The 14,426-nt window shown below is 69.0% G+C and carries 13 protein-coding genes; 8 read left to right on the plus strand and 5 right to left on the minus strand.

All coding sequences use genetic code 11. The features are described from left to right. Positions 1 to 177: 177 nt before the first annotated feature. Both cysQ and ACMV5O_RS00465 read left to right on the plus strand, forming a co-directional pair. Positions 178 to 948 carry a 3'(2'),5'-bisphosphate nucleotidase CysQ gene (cysQ, locus tag ACMV5O_RS00460; RefSeq protein ID WP_416161619.1) on the plus strand — a complete coding sequence of 257 codons (771 nt, stop codon included), beginning with the start codon at positions 178 to 180 and terminating at the stop codon, positions 946 to 948. A gap of 48 nt (positions 949 to 996) precedes the next feature. Then, a complete protein-coding gene (locus ACMV5O_RS00465; protein ID WP_416161620.1) occupies positions 997 to 2,733 on the plus strand; it encodes an SLC13 family permease in 1,737 nt (578 codons plus the stop codon). A gap of 12 nt (positions 2,734 to 2,745) precedes the next feature. Here ACMV5O_RS00465 and ACMV5O_RS00470 read toward each other — a convergent pair whose 3' ends face one another. Then, complete coding sequence (locus ACMV5O_RS00470) at positions 2,746 to 3,012, minus strand: acyl carrier protein (protein WP_416161621.1); 267 nt, start codon at positions 3,010 to 3,012, stop codon at positions 2,746 to 2,748. Positions 3,013 to 3,137: 125 nt separating this feature from the next. On the opposite strand from ACMV5O_RS00470, the gene ACMV5O_RS00475 reads away from it, so the two are divergent. Together ACMV5O_RS00475 and ACMV5O_RS00480 are read left to right on the plus strand one after the other, a co-directional pair. Next, the gene (locus tag ACMV5O_RS00475) at positions 3,138 to 4,715 is read left to right on the plus strand and encodes an acyl-CoA ligase (AMP-forming), exosortase A system-associated (RefSeq protein ID WP_416161622.1); all 1,578 of its coding nucleotides are present in this window, start codon (positions 3,138 to 3,140) and stop codon (positions 4,713 to 4,715) included. Positions 4,716 to 4,786: 71 nt separating this feature from the next. Next, positions 4,787 to 6,034, plus strand: a complete 1,248-nt coding sequence (locus tag ACMV5O_RS00480; protein WP_416161623.1) for a pyridoxal-dependent decarboxylase, exosortase A system-associated — start codon at positions 4,787 to 4,789, stop codon at positions 6,032 to 6,034. Between the two features lie 102 nt (positions 6,035 to 6,136). On the opposite strand, the gene ACMV5O_RS00485 is transcribed toward ACMV5O_RS00480, so the two are convergent. Further along, the gene (locus ACMV5O_RS00485; protein WP_416161624.1) at positions 6,137 to 6,559 is read right to left on the minus strand and encodes a hypothetical protein; all 423 of its coding nucleotides are present in this window, start codon (positions 6,557 to 6,559) and stop codon (positions 6,137 to 6,139) included. Between the two features lie 117 nt (positions 6,560 to 6,676). On the opposite strand from ACMV5O_RS00485, the gene ACMV5O_RS00490 reads away from it, so the two are divergent. The 4 genes from ACMV5O_RS00490 to ACMV5O_RS00505 all read left to right on the plus strand — a co-directional run bounded on the left by ACMV5O_RS00490 (position 6,677) and on the right by ACMV5O_RS00505 (position 12,793). Further along, on the plus strand, positions 6,677 to 10,276 hold the full coding sequence (locus ACMV5O_RS00490) for a VanZ family protein (protein ID WP_416161625.1): 3,600 nt from the start codon (positions 6,677 to 6,679) through the stop codon (positions 10,274 to 10,276). Positions 10,277 to 10,337: 61 nt separating this feature from the next. Beyond that, positions 10,338 to 10,652: a metal-sulfur cluster assembly factor gene (locus ACMV5O_RS00495; RefSeq protein WP_324540519.1), complete on the plus strand. Its 315-nt coding sequence runs from the start codon at positions 10,338 to 10,340 to the stop codon at positions 10,650 to 10,652. Further along, complete coding sequence (locus ACMV5O_RS00500; protein WP_416161626.1) at positions 10,649 to 11,770, plus strand: hypothetical protein; 1,122 nt, start codon at positions 10,649 to 10,651, stop codon at positions 11,768 to 11,770. Before ACMV5O_RS00495 ends, ACMV5O_RS00500 begins: the two co-directional genes overlap by 4 nt. Positions 11,771 to 11,983: 213 nt before the next feature. Further along, complete coding sequence (locus tag ACMV5O_RS00505) at positions 11,984 to 12,793, plus strand: PEP-CTERM sorting domain-containing protein (RefSeq protein WP_416161627.1); 810 nt, start codon at positions 11,984 to 11,986, stop codon at positions 12,791 to 12,793. Between the two features lie 333 nt (positions 12,794 to 13,126). Here ACMV5O_RS00505 and ACMV5O_RS00510 read toward each other — a convergent pair whose 3' ends face one another. The 3 genes from ACMV5O_RS00510 to ACMV5O_RS00520 all read right to left on the minus strand — a co-directional run bounded on the left by ACMV5O_RS00510 (position 13,127) and on the right by ACMV5O_RS00520 (position 14,284). Then, positions 13,127 to 13,630: a hypothetical protein gene (locus tag ACMV5O_RS00510; RefSeq protein ID WP_416161628.1), complete on the minus strand. Its 504-nt coding sequence runs from the start codon at positions 13,628 to 13,630 to the stop codon at positions 13,127 to 13,129. After that, on the minus strand, positions 13,627 to 13,932 hold the full coding sequence (locus ACMV5O_RS00515; RefSeq protein WP_416161629.1) for a nucleotidyltransferase domain-containing protein: 306 nt from the start codon (positions 13,930 to 13,932) through the stop codon (positions 13,627 to 13,629). Before ACMV5O_RS00515 ends, ACMV5O_RS00510 begins: the two co-directional genes overlap by 4 nt. A gap of 121 nt (positions 13,933 to 14,053) precedes the next feature. After that, entirely contained in the window at positions 14,054 to 14,284 is a 231-nt protein-coding gene (locus ACMV5O_RS00520; RefSeq protein ID WP_416161630.1) for a toxin-antitoxin system HicB family antitoxin, read from the minus strand. Between the last annotated feature and the right edge of the window lie 142 nt (positions 14,285 to 14,426).

Genomic DNA, 14,426 nt, shown 5'->3' on the forward strand with positions numbered 1-14,426 from the left:
GTACGCGCATTCGTGGCCGCAGGCGGAAAAAATGCGCGGTCGGCAGCAGATTCCCGAGCGCGAGGCCGACGCAATATATAGGCGGCCGCTAAACTACGCCACTCGTCATGGCCAACACGCGCCCCCCGTGGCGTCCGGCCCCACGCCCGCCCGGGCCTCAAGCAAGGAATCCGTCTCGTGTCCGCTCTTCCCCTCGCCACGCTGCTCGAAGATCTCGTTCCCGTCATCCGCGCCGCCGGCGAGGTGGTCATGGACATCTACCGGACCGACTTCAGCGTCCGCGGCAAGGACGACGCCTCGCCCGTCACCGCCGCCGATGAGCGCGCCGAAGCGCTGATCGTGCCGGCCCTCGAGCGCCTGCTGCCGGGCGTGCCGGTGGTCGCCGAGGAGGCCGTCGCCGCCGGCCGCCTGCCCGCGATCGGCCGCCACTTCTGGCTCGTCGATCCGCTCGACGGCACCAAGGAGTTCGTCAGCCGCAACGGCGAGTTCACCGTCAACATCGCCCTCGTCGAGGACGGCGTGCCGGTGCTCGGCGCCGTGCTGGCACCGGCCATCGACCGCCTCTTCCTCGGCGCCCGCGGCGTCGGCGCCTTCGTCGAACAAGCCCAGGTGCGCACGCCCATCCGCTGCCGCCGCGTCCCCGCCGAGGGCCTTACCGTGGTCGCCAGCCGCTCGCACGGCGATGCGGCCGCGCTCGACGCCTTCCTCGCCGGTCGCACCGTGGCCGCGCTGAAGAACGCGGGCTCATCGCTCAAGCTGTGCCTGGTCGCCAGCGGCGAAGCCGACCTCTACCCGCGCCTGGGGCGCACCATGGAGTGGGACATCGCCGCTGGCCATGCGGTGCTGGCCGCCGCCGGTGGCCAGGTGCGCACGCTCGCCGGCGAAGCCCTGCGCTACGGCAAGCCCGGGCTGGACAACCCGCATTTCGTCGCCAGCGGGGCGGCCTGAGGGCCGGCCCCAGGTCTCAGTCTCAGCCCTCGAGCCACCGCCCCGCGCATGACGGCCTATCTCGTCCTCGGCTCGATCGGGCTGCTGCTCGCCCTGCTCATCCATGGCCGCATCAGCCCCGCGGTCCTGTTCGCGAGCTGGGCGGGGGCCTACCACCTGCTCGGCCTGGCCAGCCAGCAAGCCGTGCTGTCGAGCTTCTCCAACCCGGCGCTGGCCACGCTGATCCTGCTCCTGCTGGTGTCGCTCGCGCTCGAGCGCTCGCCCTTCCTCGATCACCTGTCCGAGCTGCTGCTCAAGGGTCGCACCGCCTTCGCCACCCTCAGGCTCGCCAGCTTCACCTGCCTCGCCTCGGCCTTCATGAACAACACCGCGGTGGTGGGCGCCCTGCTCGGCACCGTCACCCGCCAGCGCCGCCACCCGGCGTCCAAGCTGCTGATTCCGCTCTCCTACGCCTCGATCCTGGGCGGCATCACCACGCTGGTGGGCACCTCCACCAACCTCGTGGTCAACTCCTTCGCCGTCGAGGCCGGCCTGCCCGCGCTGCACATGTTCCAGTTCACCCTGGTCGGCCTGCCGGTGGCGCTCGCCTGCATCGGCGTGCTGGCGCTCACCTCTCGCCTCTTGCCGGCCAATCGCTCGACCGACAGCGAGGCGCGCTCCACCTATTTCCTCGAGGCGCGCGTGATGCCCGGCTCGCCCATGATCGGGCGCAGCATCGAGGACAACCGCCTGCGCAGCCTCGACGGCCTGTTCCTGCTCGAGATCGAGCGCGAAGGCCGGCTGATCTCGCCGGTGGGCCCGGCCGAGGTGCTGCGCGCGGACGACGTGCTCGTGTTCACGGGGGAGATCGGCAAGGTCCAGGCGCTGCAGCGCTTCGCCGGCCTCGAGGTGTTCGGCGCGGGCGCCGATGCGCTGCTCAAGTCCAACCTGGTCGAAGTCGTGCTGTCGAACGAGTCGGATATCGCCAACCGCACCTTGCGCGAGGTCGACTTCCGCACCATGTTCGACGCCGGCGTGGTCGGCATCCGCCGTGGCGACAAGCGCCTCACCGGTCAATTGGGCCGCATCCCGCTGCACGTCGGCGACAGCCTGCTGCTGGCGGCGGGGCCGGACTTCTTCCAGCACCGCAATCTCGACCGCAACTTCCACGTCCTCAACGGCTCCGGGGTACGGCCCAGGATGTCCGCGCCGCAGAGCACCGCGTCGCTGTCGGCCTTCGGCCTCGTCATCCTGCTCGCCGCGCTCGGCTGGCTGCCGCTCTTCGCCGGGCTGCTGCTGCTGCTGGCCGGCCTGCTCGCCTCGGGCCTGCTGACGCTGAGCGAGATGCGCCGGCGCTTCCCGTTCGAGCTGCTGGTCGTGATCGGCGCCGCCCTCACCATCGCCGGCGTGGTCGAACGCTCGGGCGCGGCGGCGCTGATGGCGGGCTGGATGCGCGCCCTGTTCGATGGCTACGGCGTGCATGCCGCGCTGGTCGGGGTCTATCTGATCACCCTGGTGCTGACCGAGCTGGTCACCAACAACGCGGCCGCCGCCCTCGCCTTCCCGATCGCGCTCGGCACCGCGCGTGCCTTCGGTGTCGATCCGACGCCCTTCATCATGGTGGTGGCCTATGGGGCGAGCGCCGGCTTCCTGATTCCCTTCGGCTACCAGACCCACCTGATGGTGTATTCGGCGGGGCGCTACCGCATGCGCGACTTCCTGCGCGCGGGCCTGCCGGTCAGCCTCACCTACTCGCTCGTGGTGCTCGCGCTGGTGCCGCTGGTCTTTCCCTTCGTCGCCGCGTAGGCGCGGGGCTGCTCAGCCGCGCTGACGGGCGCTGAGGCGCGTGACGAAATCGACCACGGTGCCCACCGTGGCAAAGGAATTGCCATCCACCTCGTCGTCGGGCACCTCGATGCCGAAGCGCGCCTCGATCTCGTGGATCACGGCAATCACGGCCATCGAATCGAGCTCGGGCAGCTCCCCCAGCAAGGGCGTGTCGGCGCTGAAGCCCAGGGCGCGCCCATCGAGGCTCAGCACGTCGTCCAGCAGCGCCAGCACTTCATTGTGAATTGCGTCGGACATCATCTCTCCATCACGGACAGGGCTGCGCCATCTGTCAGTACGGCACGAAAAGGCGCGCATTATACTTCCGGCGCACGCGCAGATTGCGCACTGCGACAAAACAGAACCACTGATGCAGGGTCGTGATGCACGTCAGCCACCTTCTCCACCACCTCGTTTCCGCCACCGCCGCGCAGGACGCCGCACGGATTGCGCTCGTCAGCGGCGGCAGCCCGATGAGCTACGGCACGCTGCAGGCCGGCGTCGACGCCTTCGCGGCCGGACTCGTCGCGCTCGGGCTCGCACGCGGCGAACGGGTCGGCCTCTACCTCGACAAGCGCCCCGAGTTCGTCGTGGCCGCCTTTGGCTGCAGCGCCGCCGGCGGCGTCTTCGTGCCGGTCAACCCCATCCTCAAGGCCGAGCAGGTCGGCCACATTGTGCACGACTGCAGTGTGCGCGTGCTCGTCACCACGCCCGAGCGCCTGGCCACGCTCGCGGCGACGCTCGCCGGCTGCCACGACCTGCGCCACGTCGTGCTCGTCGGCCGCTGCACCGAGCGCCCGCAGCTCGACGGCGCCAGCGTGCTTCTGTGGGACGAGGTGGTGCAGGCACCGGCGCGCAGCGGCCACCGCGTCATCGACGCCGACATGGCCGCCATCTTGTACACCTCGGGCAGCACCGGCCGCCCCAAGGGCGTGGTGCTGTCGCACCGCAACCTGGTCGCCGGCGCGCGCAGCGTCGCGTCCTACCTCGGCAACCACGCCGACGACACCTTGCTCGCCGCGCTGCCGCTGTCCTTCGACGCCGGCCTGTCGCAGCTCACCACCGCCTTTCACGCCGGCGCCCGGGTCGTGCTGCTCAACTACCTGCTGCCGCGCGACGTGCTCAAGGCGGTCGAGCGCGAGCGCGTCACCGGGCTCACCGCCGTGCCGCCGCTGTGGATCCAGCTCGCCCAGCTCGAATGGCCGGCCACCGTCGGCGAGCACCTGCGCTACATCGCCAACACCGGCGGGCGCATGCCGCTCGACACCCTCGGCCGCCTGCGCAGCCAGTTGCCGCGCACACGCCCCTTCCTGATGTACGGCCTCACCGAGGCCTTTCGCGCCACCTACCTGGCGCCGGAAGAGATCGACCGCCGGCCCGATTCGATCGGCAAGGCCATCCCCGACGCCGAAGTGCTGGTGCTGCGCGAGGACGGCAGCGAATGCGCGCCCAACGAACCGGGCGAGCTGGTGCAGCGCGGCGCGCTGGTGGCGATGGGCTACTGGAACGACCCCGAGCGCACTGCCGAGCGCTTCCGTGCGCTGCCTGCGCACGCGCCGGGCCGCGAGGCCGGCCTGGTGCTGCCCGAGGTCGCGGTGTTCTCGGGTGACACGGTGCGCCGCGACGAGGAGGGCTTCCTCTACTTCATCGGCCGGCGCGACGAGATGATCAAGACCTCCGGCTATCGCGTCAGCCCCACCGAGGTCGAGGAGATCCTGTACGCCACCGGGCTGGTCGGCGAATGCGTCGCCTTCGGCCTGCCGCATCCGACGCTGGGCCAGAGCATCGCCGTCATCGCCACCGCGCTGCCGGGGAGCATGCTCGACACCGCCGCCCTGCTTGCCGAATGCCGTGCCCGCATGCCGGCCTACATGGTGCCCACCCGCATCGAGGTGCGCGACGGCCCGCTGCCCCGTAACCCCAACGGCAAGCTCGATCGCAAGGCGCTTGCCGCCGAATGAGACAGGGGCGCCCCGCGCCCGCCGGCAACACCTGCCTCGCCTGCCTGTAACCACCGACCCGCGCCTCGACCATGACCGCTCCCGCCGCCAAAGCCCCGCCCGCCCATGCCGCCATGGATCAGTTCCCGGTCCGCGCCGGCGAACTCCTCGTCGGCGGCATCCCGCTCACCCGGCTCGCCGCGCGCGTCGGGCGCACGCCCTTCTATGCCTACGACCGCCGCCTGCTCGAGCAGCGCGTCGCGCAACTGCGCAGCGCCCTGCCGCCGAGCGTGAAACTGCACTACGCGATGAAGGCCAATCCCATGCCCGCCCTGGTCGGCCACATGGCGCGTCTCGTCGACGGCATCGACGTCGCCTCGGCCGGCGAACTCCAGGTCGCCCTCAATGCCGGCGCCGCCGCGCAGGAGGTCAGCTTCGCCGGCCCCGGCAAGCGCGACGAGGAGCTGCGCCAGGCAGTGGCCGCCGGCATCCTGGTCAATGTGGAATCCTTTCGCGAGCTCCCGCTGCTGGCGCGGGCCGCGGACGCGCTCGGTGTGCCGGCACGCGTCGCGGTGCGCGTCAATCCGGACTTCGAGCTCAAGTCATCGGGCATGAAGATGGGCGGCGGCCCCAAGCCCTTCGGCGTCGATGCCGAACAAGTGCCGGCGCTGCTGCGGGCAATCGCCGACGCCGGGCTGGCCTTCGAGGGCTTTCACCTCTTCGCCGGCTCGCAGAACCTGAAGGCCGAGGCCATCGTCGAGGCCCAGCAAAAGAGCTTCGCCCTCGCCCTGCGCCTGGCCGAGCACGCCCCGGCGCCGGTGCGCACGCTCAACCTCGGCGGCGGCTTCGGCATTCCCTACTTCCCGGGTGAGCAGCGCCTGGATCTGGCCCCCATCGGCGAGGCGCTCGGCGCCATCGTGGCCGAGGCCGCAACGGCCCTGCCCGACGCGCGCATCGTGCTCGAGCTCGGCCGCTACCTGGTCGGCGAAGCCGGTGTCTACGTGTGCCGCATCACCGACATCAAGGTCTCGCGCGGCCACACCTACCTGGTGACCGACGGTGGCCTGCACCACCACCTGTCGGCCAGCGGCAACTTCGGACAGGTGCTGCGCAAGAACTACCCGGTGGCGATCGGCAACCGCATGGCAGCGCCGGGCGGCGAGGCCGTGTCGGTCGTCGGCCCGCTGTGCACGCCGCTCGACCTCATCGCCGACCGCATGGCGCTACCAGCGGCCGAGGTCGGCGACCTGGTGGTGGTGTTCCAGTCAGGCGCCTACGGCGCCAGCGCCAGCCCGCAAGGCTTTCTCGGCCATCCAGGCGTTGCCGAGATCCTGATCTAGCCGCCGCGCCCTGTAGGGGCGACCCGCCGGGTCACCCCTGCCACGGCACCGCCGGCAGCGTCAGCCGGCGCGTGTGGCCAGGCCGGGCGGGCACTGCATCCGTCAGAAGCCGCAGGACTGCTGACCAAGCCGGACGGTGGCGTTGTGGACTTCGTCGCCGTTGCAGAAGCTGTAGGCACCACCCCCGTTATCAACGACACGGTAGGAGTAGGTCCCGCCCGAGCCGTAGTTGTACACCATGCGCGCGCTGGCACCCGTGCCATTGACGCTCCAGGAGCCGACCTGCTTGGTCGGGTCGACAGCGTGGCCCGGCCCCATCTTCCAGTCGATCAGCGCGCCGCCGGCCTGGTGGAACTCCTGCCAGCGGTCGCTACCGCGCACGGCACATACCGTGTTGCCCGGGAAGGTGCTGTTGAGTTGCGTCTGGTTCATCTGGCCATTGGACGGACACGCCGCATGGGCCTGGCCCGCACCCACCAAACCAAGCACGGCAAGGGCGGCCGCCGCACGTTTCAATGCCTTCATGTCTGCTCCCTCGGATCAAATCGGTTCGCGCCGAAGCTGGCGTCGATTTTCAAGATAGCAGTTTGCCCCGCCCCGTACGACAATTGCGCCTCGATGCCGCAGGAAAAATTTCACACGATGCCCACTCCGCCCGGCGCCGCCACCGCCAAGGCCTGGCAACACGCCCGCATCGCCCTGCTGTGGGCGCTGTTCGTTGCCTACGGCAGCCTCGTGCCGCTGGAATACCGCCCGCGCGAGGACGCCTGGCAGGCCTTCATGAACACGCCCTGGCTCGACCTTGGGGTGGGGTCGCGTGCCGACTGGGTGGCGAACATCCTGCTGTACCTCGTGCTCGCCTACTTCGCCACCGGCGCGGTGTGGGCCAGCCGGCTCGGGCGAATCGCACGGACGCTGCTGCTCGGGCTGGTGCTCACGGCGATGCTTGCGATGGCGGTCGGCATCGAATACCTGCAGCTGTTCTTTCCGCCGCGTACGGTGTCGCGCAACGATCTGCTCGCCGAGGGTCTGGGCACCGGCCTGGGCACTGCGCTGTGGTTCCTCGCCGGGCAGCGCATGGCGGGCCTGTGGCAGCGCTTCGTCGGTGGCGGGGCGCACAGCTTGCTCGCCGTGCTGGCCCTGTACGCGATCGGCTACCTCGGCCTGAGCTTCTTCCCCTACGACTTTCTCGTCAGTGCGCAGGAGCTCGCCGCCAAGCTCGCCCGCCCCGACAGCATGAGCCTCGGCCCGGGCCTGTCCTGCGGGCCGGCCTTCACCTGCGGCGTCAAGCTGCTGGTCGAGGCCGCGCTGATGATCCCGCTCGGCTTGCTGCTGGCGCTCGGGCTCAAGGCACGCACACGAACCCATCGGCTGCCCAGGATTGCCACCGGCTTCCTGGCGGGCGCACTGCTCGGCCTGCTCATCGAGGCGGTGCAGATCGTCCTCGCCTCCGGTACCACCCAAGGCATCTCGGTGCTCACGCGGGCGCTCGGCGCAGCCTGGGGCGTGGCGCTGGCGCACAGTCACCCGCTGCGCTGGCTCGACTACTCGCCGGCGCGCGTGCTGCGCGCGGCCCTGTGGGCGAGCCCGTTCTACCTCGCCCTCGTGCTCGCGCTCAACGACCTGCTGCCGCTGCAGTTGCAGCCGCTTTGGGCCGCCGCAGAAAAGCTCGAGACGCTGCGCTTCCTGCCCTTCTACTACCACTACTACACGACCGAGACGGCCGCCGTGCGCAGCCTGTTGTTCGTGCTGGGCAGCTACGCGCCGCTGGGGCTGGTCGCCGCGCTGGCCTTTCCGCGCCTGCGCCACGGCGCGGCGCTGTTCGCCGTGCTCCTGGCCCTGGTGCTGTGCTTCGGCACCGAGGTGCTCAAGCTCTTCACCGTCGGCAAGAAGCCCGACCCGACCAACCTGCTGATCGCCGCCGCCAGCGCCTGGCTCACGCACTGGGTGACGATGCAGGTGCTGGCACGCATGCAGGCGCACGCCGGTCTTGCGGCGCGCTCCGCCGGCCGTGCGCAAGCCACGGGCGGGGCGAGGCCTGCACGCGGGGACGCGCCGCAGCCCGCCGGCTGGCGTGTGGCGCTCGTGCTGGGTGTCGCACCGGCCCTGTTGCTACTGGCGACGGTCGCGCTGACGCTGCCGACCGCCGTGCCCGCGCCCACGGTCAATGCCCCCGGCGTCACCTACCCGCCGCCGTCCGCCCTGCCACCGGTGAGCCTGCCCGGCTTTCGCATGGCGCACCCGCGTCTGCCCCACCCCACGGCGGCCGACATCGCGCTGCTGCGGGCGCACAACCCCGCCTATCTCAACCAGCTGTTCAGCGCCGCGCGCAACAATTCGCGGGCGATCAACACCATCATGCAGGCGAGCTTCATCCAGCCCGGCATCGTCGACGTCGGCCCGCTGCACGCGAGACTGATGGAGACGCGCTTTTTCGATCGCGGCCACGGCCAGGTCATGCCGCTCGCGATCGCCTACGACTGGCTGCACGAGCAATGGACGGTGCCCGAGCGCGACGCCCTGCGCGACAAGCTCGCCGAGGGGTGCGACTACCTGATCGAGGTCATCCGCCGCGAGCAGCTGTCGCCCTACAACGCCTTTCTCTACAACGCCCCGCTGCAGGCCCTGATGGCGTGCAGCATCGCGCTCTACGGCGACCACCCGCGCGGCGAGGCCTTCATGCGCTTCACCCACGAGCTGTGGAAGAACCGTGTGCTGCCGGTGTGGCGCCAGGTCTTCGGCGAGGCCGGCGGCTGGCACGAAGGCGGCGAGTACGTGGCGGTCGGCATCGGCCAGGCCATCCACACCCTGCCCGCGATGTGGCGTGCCGCCACCGGCGAGGACCTGTTCGCCAGCGAGCCGGGGATCCGCGGCTTTCTCGACTTCCTCGTCTACCGCACCCGCCCCGACGGCACCCACATGCGCTGGGGCGATGGCGCGTGGTTCAACCGCCACCCCGACAACACCGCGCCGCTCGCGCTGGAATACCGCCACGCCGCCGCCTACACGCTGGCGCCGCCCAAGCGCGGCCCGGTGCCCACCGGCTGGCCCTGGGGCCCGCTGTCGGATGACAGCCTCATCGACCCCCAGGCCGCCTCGCGCCTGCCGCTGGCGAGGCTGTTCGACGGCATCGGCCTGCTCATCGCGCGCAGCGACTGGTCTGAGGACGCCACCTGGGTCAGCTTCAAGGCCGGCGACAACTTCTGGTCGCACAGCCATCTCGACCAGGGCGCCTTCACCATCTATCGAGGTGGCCCGCTGGCGATCGACAGCGGCTGGTACGGCCCGGCCTACGGCTCCGAGCACCACATGAACTACGCCTACCAGAGCATCGCCCACAACCTCGTCACCGTCACCGACCCCGCCGACAACCAGCCCGGGCCCGGCTTCGACCATGCCACCCCGCGCCACTACGCCAACGACGGCGGCCAGCGCCGCATCGGCTCGGGCTGGGGCGTCGATGGCGCCCCGCTTGACCGTGAGCAATGGCAGCAACGGCGCGACACCTACCACACCGGGCGCATCGTCGCCCAGCTGCTCGAGGACCAGCTGTCGGTCGTCGTCGCCGACCTCACCCCGGCCTACACCAACAGCCAGTCGGGGCGCGGCAGCTTTGCCGACCGCACACGGCGCGTCGAGCGCCTGTGGCGGGTGTTCGGCTACGACCACGTCAACGACGCCGTCGTCGTCTTCGACGACGTCGTCGCCACCCGGGCCGAGTTCCGCAAGCGCTGGCTGCTCCATTCCATCGACGCGCCGGTGCTCGGCGGCGACCGCTTCGACCTCTTTATCCCCGCCAGCGAACTCCCGGGCCGCAGCGGCGGCCGCCTGCACGGCCATGTGCTGCTGCCGCGCGAGCCGCTGCTGCACAGCATCGGCGGGCCCGGCTTCGAGTTCTTCGTCGATGGCAGGAACTACGACCAGGACGGCCAGGCCCAGGCCGCCATCGCCAGGCTCGGCCACGGCCGCGCCGAACCCGGGGCCTGGCGCATCGAGCTGATGCCCCAGCGCGACGCCCGCGAGGACCAGTTCCTCGTCGTCATGTTCCCCACCGCCGCCACGGCCACGCCTGCCGCCAGCGTGCGCCGCATCGAAGCCGACGGCCGCGTCGGCGCCGAGATCGCCGGCCCGCAGCGCACCACCCGCTGGTGGTTCACCCCCGGTCAGCTCGGCGCCACGGTCGAGGTCGTCGAGGGGCCCGCGCAGCGCAGCCACACCATGGATGGAGTCTCGCCGCGTTGATCCCTACAATGGCGGCGTGCCAGCACGGCTCACCGGCCGAGACCCGCGAGAACCTCGAACCATGACCGCCACGCCCGACCCCGAAGCCATCCGCCACGCGCTGCGCCGCGTGATCGACCCCGAAGTCGGCATGAACATCGTCGATCTCGGCCTCATCTACCGCATCGACTGCGCGCCCGGCGAGGTCCACATCGACATGACGATGACCTCGCCCGCGTGCCCGCTCGCCGACGTCATCCTCGACGACATCGACGCCGTGCTCGACCCGCTGATCCCGCCGGAAGTGAACATCCGCGTCGAGCTGGTGTGGGACCCGCCCTGGAGCCCCGACATGATGGGCGCCGAGGCGCGTTCGCACTTCGGCTGGAAGAAATGACCGGGCTGCCGCCGCCCGCCCGCGTCCCACTCCTCATTCTCGGCCTGGCGGCACTGCTGACCGGCGTGCTCGCCGGCCTCGCCCGCCTGGGCCTTGCCGTGCCCGACTTCGGCGCGGCCCAGGCCGGCATCCACGCCGCGCTGATGATCTGCGCCTTCTTCGGCACCGTCATCACGCTCGAGCGCGCCGTGGCGCTGGAGGGCCTGTGGGGCTACCTCGGCCCGGCAGCGGCCGGCTTCGGCGGCCTCCTGCTGATCCTGGACGCGCCGCACTGGGTGGCGCAATCGCTCTTCGTCGGCGCTGCGCTGATCCTGCTGCTTGGCAGCTTCCAGGTCATGCAGCGCCAGTTCGCGTTGTTCACCGTCACGCTCGCGCTGGGCGCGGTGTGCTGGCTGCTCGGCAACCTGCTGTGGTTCGTCAGTGCCGACCTGCAAGGCGCCGTGCCCTTCTGGCTGGGCTTCCTCGTGCTCACCATCGCCGGCGAACGTCTGGAGCTGACCCGCTTCCTGCCCGCACGCGCCGCGGCCGCGCCGAGCTTCATCCTGGTGACGGCGCTCATCCTGGCCGGCATGCTGTTCACCCCGATCGAGCCCGAGCACGGCCTGCAGCTGTTCGGCGCCGGCCTGCTCGCGCTCGCGGTCTGGCTGCTCGTCTTCGACATCGCCCGCCACAACGCCCGCCAGCACGGGCTTACCCGCTTCATCGCCGTCTGCCTGCTTTCGGGCTACCTGTGGCTGGCGCTGGGCGGGCTGGCCGGGCTGGCCGGCGGTTTTGCCGCGGGCGACGCGCTGCACGACACCGCGATGCACGCGATCGCGCTCGGCTTCGTGTTCGCCATGGTGTTCGGCCACGCGCCGATCATCTTCCCCGCGGTGGCCAAGGTAAAGATCCCCTACCACCCCTTCTTCTACGTCCCGCTGGCGCTGCTGCACGCCTCGCTCGCGCTGCGCGTGGCCGGCGGCGTCGCCAATGCGCTGGCGCTGCGCCAATGGGGCGCCCTCGCCAACACCGCCACGCTGGCGGTGTTCATCGCCACGATGCTGGTCAGCGTCATCCGCGGCGGGCGGCCGCCTGCGCGCCGGCGGCGCGGCAGCAACAGGGGACCGGGACTCGACTGAGCAACATGTCGAAAATTTTTACAGTGACACCCCCCGATCGTCTCGGGCAGGCGCGTAGCCGCAGAAGCCATTTTGCAAGCCCCTGATATTCATAAAGCTTTATTCGATACGCAAAATGGGCATATTTATTGCTTCTATATCACAACTGCACTTCTGTGCGGCTTAATCCAGGCGCAGGCCCTCGAACACCCACCTTGATCGGACGTCTTCATCATGCTCAACAACAAGAACATTGCAGCCCTCATCGCCACCGCGAGCCTGTCCGTTTCGGGTAGCGCGCTTGCGGCCCCCATCCAGCAGGTTCTGTTGAGTGAAGATTTCCAGGGTGTCAGCGGCGTCACCACCGCAAACCCCGTCCGCACGATTGCGAACATCCTCGCCAACAACCCCACCGAGCTCAGCGGCAGTCCGCTCGCCACCTTCTCCAATACCGGCAATGGCAATGCGAGCCAGGCGGCGTTCAACGTTCGTGCCGGCAACAATGCCATCGACGGCAACAGCGGTACGCCGACCCTCGGCAACACAACCTTCGACAACTTCTTCGGTGCGGCCGCCAACCAGTTCCTCGTCATCGGCGACGAAGGCGGCAACCTCGGTGGCGCGCCCAATGGCGGCACCAACGCCACAGCCTCGTCCACGATGTCGCTGCGTTTCACGCTGGACGCCGTCACCCTCGCCCAGCCCAAACTGCTCACCATCAGCTTCGATTACGTCTTCGACGCCAACAACACGGCCAACAACGACACCTTCGTCGCAGAGCTGATCCTGACCGATAACAGCATCATCAACCTGCTCAGCTTCGCCGCGCCCTCGGTCACCACGCGTGGGACCTTCGATGTGAGCCTCGCCTACCCCACTTTTGACGCGGGATATATCAACTTCTATCTCGTCGAAGGCAGCGGCAACGGCAGCTCGGCAGTGGGCCTGGACAACATCCGGGTCACAGCGGTGCCCGAGCCCGGCGCCCTCGCCCTGCTCGGCATCGGCCTGTTCGGACTCGGCGTCCTGCGCCGCCGGGGATAAAGAAATAGAAAAAATAGTAAGTGGAGTAATTGGGGTCTGACCCCAATGGCATTATGACCCCAATGGCATTAAGAGCGCCATGGCATGCATATGTCGTTTCTTGAGAAGCTCGCGGCGCACTTCCTGCCGGGGCTGCGTGAGTAGTCGGCGTGGCTTTGGTCGTCGCTTGACGGCGCGAGGCTCAACACGTCCAGGCCGATGAGGCAGCCGCATTTGGGCGATGCCGGCGAGCAGAGATGCGCGACAGACGCCCAAGCGGCCGCGAGGACCGAGTAATTGGGGTCAGACCCCATTTATGCCATTTATGATGCTTTTCAAGCCAACACGATCGCGCTAGCTCAATCCTGCAAGCGCCAGCCCGGGGTGCTCGCCCGCGAGTCGTCCATAAAGCGCACTCATCAGGCCAAGCAGCTCGGTGGCGGCTGCAATCGCCAGGTTCAGATTCACCGCATTGCGCTCTGGATCATCCGGGTAGTCGTGTGTAAAGCGGTTGCGAACTTCACGCAGGTACTGCCAGCGCTCGACACTCTCCAGGAAGCCCAGCTTTTCCAGCCGATTCAGCTTGTCCAGCATCGGCCGTGCCTCAAAAGGCTCCTCCAGAAAATCCAGGATTGCCGGAAAGAGGCGAGCGCCGATCACATCCTGCAACTTGCTGAATCGCAAGATGAACTGATCGACATCCTGAATCTGTTCATCCGTCAGCCCGGCAAACCGCGCCTCATCGAATGGAAGCAAGGGCTGTAGCGCGCGCATCGCGTGTTGCATGTGATGGACATGTCGCTCGCCCTGGCGCCACGCATCCCTCAGGCGCAAGACCGCGACGGACGAGCTGCTCATAATGGCACTCCAGTGGCACGCGCAATATCTAAAATCGGCGGGCGGTGCCGGCGAGACGGGTAATCAAGCAGGAGGTCGATCTTCTGCTCTCCGATCTTCGACTTCACCTGCACCAGGAAATCAAGCTCGGCCCGCGCCAGGCGCTCGAGATCGTTCTCCTTCGTCGCAACGTAAAGATCGATGTCGCCACCACGCTGCCGGTCGTCCGCGCGCGACCCGAAAAGCCGCAGCTCCACATCAGGGCCAAACGCCTCCACCGCAGCGCGCCGAATCACCCCCGCTTGTTGTGCCGTCAATCTCATCAGAAGAATCGGGGCCGGGCCCCGTTACTGTGTCGCGGATAGATGCACCGATGATACCGCCGCTGGCGAGTATTGGGGGTCAGGCCCCATTGATGCGATCCCCGTCTTTTCGAAGTTCGGGTCAATCCCCCTCGCGCGGCGGCACATCCGGCACGGCCGCCAGCGCGGCCTCGAAAGCGTCGTCGTCGGCTGGCTCGGCGCGCTGCCGGATGTACTCCTCCGCACCCAGCGCCGCCAGCTTCTCGGCCACGGCGGTGGCAACGAGTTGGTTTAACGATGTGCCTTCCCGCTCGGCATAAAGACGTGCGTTGCGATGCACAGAATCCGGCAGGCGAACACTGAGGGTAGTCATCGCAACTCCTCTTCAAGATGGGCCAAAAACGCCGCTGGCGTCACGACCGCCAGCCCGCGAAAACGAACAGACGCAAAACCCCGACCGTTGTGCGTCACCAGAAAATCGGCCTGCGCATTGCGCACAGGATACCGCTCTCGCT

This window comes from Thauera sp. WH-1 (assembly GCF_047806685.1).
GTDB lineage: Bacteria > Pseudomonadota > Gammaproteobacteria > Burkholderiales > Rhodocyclaceae > Thauera.

Coding starts and splice junctions, on each gene's coding strand:
- ACMV5O_RS00465 (WP_416161620.1), top strand. CDS start 997: ATGACGGCCTATCTCGTCCTCGGCTCGATCGGGCTGCTGCTCGCCCTG.
- ACMV5O_RS00470 (WP_416161621.1), bottom strand. CDS start 3,012: ATGTCCGACGCAATTCACAATGAAGTGCTGGCGCTGCTGGACGACGTG.
- ACMV5O_RS00475 (WP_416161622.1), top strand. CDS start 3,138: ATGCACGTCAGCCACCTTCTCCACCACCTCGTTTCCGCCACCGCCGCG.
- ACMV5O_RS00480 (WP_416161623.1), top strand. CDS start 4,787: ATGACCGCTCCCGCCGCCAAAGCCCCGCCCGCCCATGCCGCCATGGAT.
- ACMV5O_RS00485 (WP_416161624.1), bottom strand. CDS start 6,559: ATGAAGGCATTGAAACGTGCGGCGGCCGCCCTTGCCGTGCTTGGTTTG.
- ACMV5O_RS00490 (WP_416161625.1), top strand. CDS start 6,677: ATGCCCACTCCGCCCGGCGCCGCCACCGCCAAGGCCTGGCAACACGCC.
- ACMV5O_RS00495 (WP_324540519.1), top strand. CDS start 10,338: ATGACCGCCACGCCCGACCCCGAAGCCATCCGCCACGCGCTGCGCCGC.
- ACMV5O_RS00500 (WP_416161626.1), top strand. CDS start 10,649: ATGACCGGGCTGCCGCCGCCCGCCCGCGTCCCACTCCTCATTCTCGGC.
- ACMV5O_RS00505 (WP_416161627.1), top strand. CDS start 11,984: ATGCTCAACAACAAGAACATTGCAGCCCTCATCGCCACCGCGAGCCTG.
- ACMV5O_RS00510 (WP_416161628.1), bottom strand. CDS start 13,630: ATGAGCAGCTCGTCCGTCGCGGTCTTGCGCCTGAGGGATGCGTGGCGC.
- ACMV5O_RS00515 (WP_416161629.1), bottom strand. CDS start 13,932: ATGAGATTGACGGCACAACAAGCGGGGGTGATTCGGCGCGCTGCGGTG.
- ACMV5O_RS00520 (WP_416161630.1), bottom strand. CDS start 14,284: ATGACTACCCTCAGTGTTCGCCTGCCGGATTCTGTGCATCGCAACGCA.